Raw genomic sequence first — 2,364 nt, 5'->3', positions numbered from 1 at the left:
GTATCCGAGCTTGGAAACTTTTCCCGCCACGGCGCCCAGGTCGGTCCCTGTCGCATGCATCACCGTCATCGTGCCGGAGACGACCGAAACCGAAACTTCCTCGACGCCTTCGATCCTGCGAACCGCGGTATCGACCTTGGTGGCACAGCTAGCACAATCCATGCCCTCTACACGGAAGCGTGTCGTATCAATCCCTGCGATCATCGCGCCGACGCCTTGAATTCCTTCCGACCGGCGTACATCCTCTAGCCACTGTAGGAGCAAGCACAAAATGAGTCACGGTATCGCGATCGGCAAGGTATCCGAAGCCACGGGCGTGAAGGTGCCGACGATCAGGTACTACGAGCAGATCGGGTTGCTGCCGGCTCCCCCGAGGACCGAGGGAAATCGACGGACCTACGACCTGAAGGACAACGAGCGGCTGACTTTCATCCGACACTCCCGGGAGCTGGGGTTCGACATCGACAAGATCCGCACTTTGCTGTTGCTGCAGGATCGTCCCGACCAGTCCTGCCAGGATGCCGATACCATCGCGAAATCCCACCTTGTTGAGGTCAAGGAGAAGATCGCCAGCTTGACCGCGCTGCAGCACGAACTCGAGCGCATGGTGGTCGGGTGCAGCCATGGTCGGGTCGAGACGTGCCGGGTGATCGAAATCCTGGCCGACCACGGCAAGTGCAAGCACCACCAACACCAACACCAACACCAACACCAACACTGTCCACCGTCATTACCCATGGCACAGATTTAGGGTTGAGCTTTAAGGAGTGTTTTGGTCTCGTCGGATGACGAAGGAACCAAGATGACCGCCAAATCCTCGAACACCAAAAAGCCTGCCGAGCAGGTGGTGAAGGACATTCGCCGGGCGACTCGACGGGAAGATTTTCTCGAACTGAAGCACGCCGAGACCGATGGGGTTCTGGAGGATCATCGGCAGCACGAGCAGATAACGGCGGTATCGGCCTTCCTCCCCGAGGTCGTAGGATTTGGCGAAAGTCAGTCGATCCAATAGCTTTGCGGTGAATTCAGCTGAGGTGAGGCTGGCGAAGGTGAACAGGACCATACCGGTCATGCAGATAAAACGAAAATAGGCCCCGCAGGACCTATCTCTGGAACCAAAATTCCGTATGGAAACCGTCTTGCGTCCTCACAGAGGAACCAGCTTGCGCCGATGCGGTAGCCCTATCGCCCGAAGGCTCACCATCCAGAGGCTACGGGGCTCTTAGGTTCAACATTGAGTTGAGTACCGGGGAACGGCCCTTTCCTTCTCCAGGAAGTAGCGTCAAGCGCGGCGTAGCCAAAATGCCCAGATAAGCAAGGCCGCAGAAATCAGCCAAATCACGATAACGACCGCAGCCGCGAAACGGCTCATAGGTCGTCCCTCCCTCGCCGCCGCCAATGCGCGAAACTCCACCATCAATGGGGCGGGGATCAGCCGTACCGCCAGCATGATACCGAGCGGCACCAGAATGATATCATCGAGGTAGCCGAGTACGGGTATAAAATCGGGTATCAAATCGATCGGGGACAGTGCGTAGGCGGCAACACATCCCGCCGCGAGCTTTGCATACCACGGCACCCGTCGATCCCGCGCCGCGATCCAAAGGGCCACCACGTCTCGCTTGATCGACCGTGCCCAGGTCTTCGCTTTTTGTAACCATCCACTGCCGCTATCGGTCACTTTCGCTGCTCTCCTGTGCAATCGTGGCGATCTTCGCCAACACTTCTTCCATGATGAAATCGGGCACCACGTCGCCGGACGCCTTTGCCTAACGAAACTTAAAACGCTCGCTGACGATCTGTTCGTCACGTAGCCCGGTGGTCTGAAACTGCGCTTCTAGGTCGCTCGTCATCGCTCCCGGCCCACACAGGAAGACATGCTCGGCCATCGGTGCGCCGCCAAGAGCAGCGGCGGCGGTTAGCTTGCCGTACAAACCGCTGTCGTGGATCGTGAAGCGGCCATTGGACATGGAAGCCATCAAAGTTGCGATTTCGGCGGCATACATCGCCTGGCCCTTGCTACGTACGGACCAGATCAGATGCACAATTTGGTCGGTTCTTGCTTTGGACAGGGCTTGTAGCGCCGAGAGAAATGGCGTGATGCCGATGCCACCAGCGATCCACAGCTGCGGTCCCGCCGCGGACAGGATATTCTCTCCGAAATGGCCGTATGGACCGTGAAGGATTACCTCTGTCCCGACGCCGATATTGTACAGGCCCCGGGTGAACGGACCTGACATCTTGATAGAAAGTCGGACGCGGCCCAACGCATCGATGCCGGAGATCGAGAATGGGTGTCGCTGGTCAACATGCCTCAACAGGACAAACTTGCCTGGTGCTGCGGGAAAAGGCTTGGTGCTTGAG

At 58.0% G+C, this 2,364-nt stretch carries 5 protein-coding genes; 2 read left to right on the top strand and 3 right to left on the bottom strand.

Features of this window, described 5'->3' with window-relative positions:
* Positions 1-204: cation transporter (locus WH91_RS20920; protein WP_144408406.1), on the bottom strand; the 204-nt coding region annotated here is incomplete at its 3' end.
* Between the two features lie 67 nt (positions 205-271).
* On the opposite strand from WH91_RS20920, the gene WH91_RS20915 reads away from it, so the two are divergent.
* On the top strand, positions 272-751 hold the full coding sequence (locus tag WH91_RS20915; protein WP_046172951.1) for a MerR family transcriptional regulator: 480 nt from the start codon (positions 272-274) through the stop codon (positions 749-751).
* A 51-nt stretch (positions 752-802) separates the two neighbouring features.
* Positions 803-1,012 (top strand): hypothetical protein, encoded by a 210-nt coding sequence (locus tag WH91_RS20910; protein WP_046172950.1) that lies wholly within the window; start codon positions 803-805, stop codon positions 1,010-1,012.
* A gap of 270 nt (positions 1,013-1,282) precedes the next feature.
* Here WH91_RS20910 and WH91_RS20905 read toward each other — a convergent pair whose 3' ends face one another.
* Together WH91_RS20905 and WH91_RS20900 are read right to left on the bottom strand one after the other, a co-directional pair.
* Positions 1,283-1,681, bottom strand: a complete 399-nt coding sequence (locus WH91_RS20905; RefSeq protein ID WP_046172949.1) for a YkvA family protein — start codon at positions 1,679-1,681, stop codon at positions 1,283-1,285.
* Between the two features lie 88 nt (positions 1,682-1,769).
* Positions 1,770-2,364: ferric reductase-like transmembrane domain-containing protein (locus tag WH91_RS20900; protein ID WP_046172948.1), on the bottom strand; the 595-nt coding region annotated here is incomplete at its 5' end.

It is taken from the genome of Devosia psychrophila, assembly GCF_000971275.1.
GTDB lineage: Bacteria > Pseudomonadota > Alphaproteobacteria > Rhizobiales > Devosiaceae > Devosia > Devosia psychrophila.
The sequence above is the reverse complement of the archived record's forward strand: the minus strand, read 5'-3'. Positions and strand labels throughout refer to the sequence as shown.